The organism is Archangium sp., assembly GCF_036389735.1.
Lineage (GTDB): Bacteria > Myxococcota > Myxococcia > Myxococcales > Myxococcaceae > Archangium.
Window position 1 is genome coordinate 1 of record NZ_DASVWK010000194.1, and the last position, 3819, is coordinate 3819.

3 protein-coding genes are annotated in these 3819 nt (G+C 66.3%); all 3 read left to right on the forward strand.

What is annotated here, in order from left to right; translation table 11 throughout:
• Positions 1-280 precede the first annotated feature (280 nt).
• Positions 281-790: a DUF3304 domain-containing protein gene (locus VF794_RS07245; RefSeq protein WP_331108444.1), complete on the forward strand. Its 510-nt coding sequence runs from the start codon at positions 281-283 to the stop codon at positions 788-790.
• Positions 777-2621: a DUF2235 domain-containing protein gene (locus tag VF794_RS07250; protein WP_331108445.1), complete on the forward strand. Its 1845-nt coding sequence runs from the start codon at positions 777-779 to the stop codon at positions 2619-2621. The genes VF794_RS07245 and VF794_RS07250 overlap by 14 nt, the downstream gene beginning before the upstream one ends.
• Before the next feature lie 149 nt (positions 2622-2770).
• Positions 2771-3819: hypothetical protein (locus VF794_RS07255; RefSeq protein WP_331108446.1), on the forward strand; the 1049-nt coding region annotated here is incomplete at its 3' end.

Here is a 3819-nt window from a genome sequence, read left to right on the forward strand (position 1 = left end):
TGCCTGGCGCGCTACGACAGCCCCTCGGTGGAGATGGACGCGCGGCTGGTCCGGTACATGGCGAGCTTCAAGGAAGCGGTGGCGCGCCTCCAGGGTCGTTCGAACGCGGGCGAGGGCGGAACGGGCTCGCTGCTGCACTGAGCGTGGAGCTCGGCCTCGCTTCTTCGTCCTTGTTCGTGCGTTGGTGGCGGATGCTAGGCGCATGAAGCTGACCGTGAGCCGTGGGGGGAAGATGGAGACTGCGCGTACAGGAAGGCATCGGGTCCGGGTCGTCCCGTGTGTGGCGCGCCACGGCGTGCTGCTCGGGGCGCTCGCGGTGCTGGCTTCCTGCAACAAACCGAAGGCCGAGGAGCCAGTTCCCGTCAACGAGCCCATCGGGCTCACGATCAGCGGCTTCAACTACACCGACCTGTACATCGACCACTTCTCGGTGAACGGCAATGGCGGAGGCAACGTCTACGTCAGCTCGCCGACCTCGGGAGGTGGGGGATTCACGTGTTGCGCGAGCTGGTTCACCAACATGACGGTGCCCATGCGGGTGGAAGTCGTCTGGACGCGCGACCGGAACCGCTGGTGCACGAAGGTCGTGGAGACTACTGGTCCAACCCCCGCCAATCCCAGCCACCTGGCGGTGCATTTCTTTCCCGATGGGCGCATCGAGGCCGAGCTCACGGAGGACCCTCCGAAAATGAAGCTCCGGTTGGAGTCCGCCGGTCCGCTCCAGCGCAAGACGTCAGGCAATACCGTGACAGACGAACGAACCGCGAGGTGCCAGGATGGCCGCCCCTAGTGACCAGAAGACGCAGGTGCTCTCGAACCTTGGCAGGTCCGCCTCGCTTTCGAATGTGCGCACCGATTTGACCACGCCACTGCCCGCCCCAAGGGGCACTGGTTCCCAGTGCCCTGTCACTCCAGAGGGATGCTACGTCTCCTTCTTCTTCGACGGTACGGGCAACAACCTGGACGCGGACATTGCAACCAGCGAGCACAGCAACGTGGCGCGGTTGTTCCAGCTGCACAAGCACAACGAGGCTCTGGGATTCGTCCGCCACTACATCCCCGGCATCGGCACGTACTTCCGCGACATCAACGACCCCGGCGACGAACTGCTGGGCAACCTCTCTGGCGGCAAGGGTGAAGATCGCCTCCAGTGGGCGATGAAGCGGATGGACGAGTGCATCGCGCGGAGCAACGGCCGCAAGATCCATCTGGCGCTGTTTGGCTTCTCCCGTGGGGCCGCGCTGGCACGCGCCTTCGCCCTGCGCATCGCCCAGCGCTGCCTGCGCACCCATGAGGGCAGCTGGCTCATTTCGCTGGGCCAACGCGCGTATCCCATCCGCCTGTACTTCATGGGCCTGTTCGACACCGTGGCCTCGGTCGGTCTGCCGCTGAGTATGAACAACGTGGTCTCCCTGACGAAGGGCCTGGGGATGACGCGCTTCGCGATGATGGACCGCAGCCAGAAGGACCTCACCCAGCTCGCCTTCGGCAACGGGCCGGGTGCGGACCCGGCACCCGGGCTGAACGATGGTCATCTGGCCTGGGCGAAGGAACTCAGCATCCCCGAGATGGTGGAGGACTGCCTCCACATGGTGGCCGCCCATGAGCTCCGTAATTCCTTCCCGGTGGACAGTGTGCTCCAGGGCCTGCGCTACCCCACCAACTGCCGCGAGATGGTCTATCCCGGCGCGCACTCGGACGTGGGTGGTGGCTATCGACTCGGAGAAGGGGCGCGAAGCCGGACGAGCGGCTCGCTCCTGAGCATGATTCCCTTGAGGGCGATGCGCGACCAGGCGCTCCGGGCCGGAGTGCCCCTGCGGACGGACCTCGCCAACAACGAGGACTTCGCGGAAGGCTCCGGCAGCAAGGAGGCTTTCGAGCTGCTCTGTCAGCGGTTCTCTGGCTACATGAGCGCCACGGTTTCGGGCCGCCAGCCACTGGGCGCCCTGATGCTGGCTCACATGAAGAGCTACTACCAGTGGCGTTTCGCCAGAATCACCCGCGACAGGAAAGACAGAAAGGCCGATCGCTCCACGATGGATGAATTCATCCTTCGACAGGTTCAGGGCGGCTGGAAGACCGAACAGGCCTACTTGAAGGCCGAGACGGAGAAGCGGAAGGCAAAGGCCATCCAGGATGTGGCCCAGGTCAGCAGGCTCGAGATGTCACACGGTGCGCACCACAAGCAGGAGGCCATCCACAAGGCGAAGGCAGAAGCAGCCATCTCGAAGGACAGCTACTTCTCGATGAAGGCTCGCCTGGACACGCTCCCGAGCACGGGTAGCTCGTTCGTGGACTGCCTGAAGCTCTACGACGACCAGCTCATGGCTGACGCCTCCGTCCTCCAGAGCGCGGCGAAGATGCATGGAAGGCAGAGGCTGCGCCCGCACTACCTGCTGATACTGGAGGCATTCGAGGCCGAGCAGCGCGGGCAGGGCTTGCGCGACCACGGCATCATGCAGTTCTTCGACCACTACGTTCACGACTCCCTGGCTGCATTCGCCAAGGACGCGACCCTGCCTTCCGATCCTCGTGTCGTCTACATCGGCGCCAACAACAAGCTGCGGCACGCCGTGAACCAGCGTCGGGGTCAGGGGCTTCCAACCTCCGCCCTGGGCTGAGCCTGTCGCGCACGGTTCGTACGAGGTGTTCGACACTCCGTACGAGGAAGTACGAACGGACGTCCACTTGTGGGTGCTGGCGTGAAGGTGATGTCCCGTCGCTGGACGAGCGCGGAGAGAATGCGCGCCCCTTCAAGGAGGAGTCCCGAATGCGTCGGATGCTCGAAGCCAGCGCGCTCCTGATCGCGACCGCCCTGGTCGCGTGCGACGAGGAGCCCACCCCGCCGGTGCCCGCCTCGTGGCACGAGAACGTGGGGCCGCTGGTGGAGCGGAAGTGTGGCGGTTGTCACGTGGAGGGCGGCATCGCGCCCTTCGCGCTCCAGACGTATGAACAGGCCTTCGAGCAGCGCGATGCCATCGTCTCGGCGGTGCGGGGGCGCCACATGCCGCCCTGGCCACCGTCGCGCGACTGCGCGGAGTACGCCGATGATCGCTCGCTCGATGACGAGGAGATCGCGCTGCTCACCAGCTGGGTGCGGGCGGGCGCTCCCGAGGGCGACGCGAGCGAGGCACCTCCCACGGCCCGGCCGGGCACGGGCGGCATCTCGCGCGTGGATGCCACGCTGAAGATGCCCACCGCGTACACGCCGCGAAAGAGTCCGGATGACTACCGCTGCTTCCTCATCGACTGGCCCTACACGGATACGCGTTACGTGACGGGCTTCCGCGCGAACCCGGGCAACCTGGGCATCGTCCACCACGTCATCGCCTTCCTCGCCGAGCCCCAGCAGGTGGCCGAGGCCCAGGCGCTCGACGACCAGGAGCCAGGGCCGGGCTACACCTGCTTCGGAGGGCCCGGACTCAACGCGGGCCGCGTCGCGTGGATCGGCTCCTGGGCCCCGGGCAGCCCGGGCTCGGACTACCCGGCGGGCACCGGCCTGCGGATTGCTCCCGGCTCCAAGGTCATCCTCCAGGTCCACTACAACACGGGCCACGCGGGCCACGGGGCCGCGCTCGCTCCGGACGAGACCTCGGTGGCCCTCAAGGTGGACAGCACCGTGGACAAGGTGGCCTTCGTACAGCCGTGGGCCAACCCCGAGTGGATCCGCTCCAAGACGATGACCATTCCCGCCGGCCAGACGGACGTCGTGCATGGGTGGGCGTTCGACCCGACGACCCTCGCCTCGCGGCTCACCGGGGGCGTCTTCCAGGACGGCAAGCCCATCACCGTGCACACCGTGGGGCTGCACATGCACAC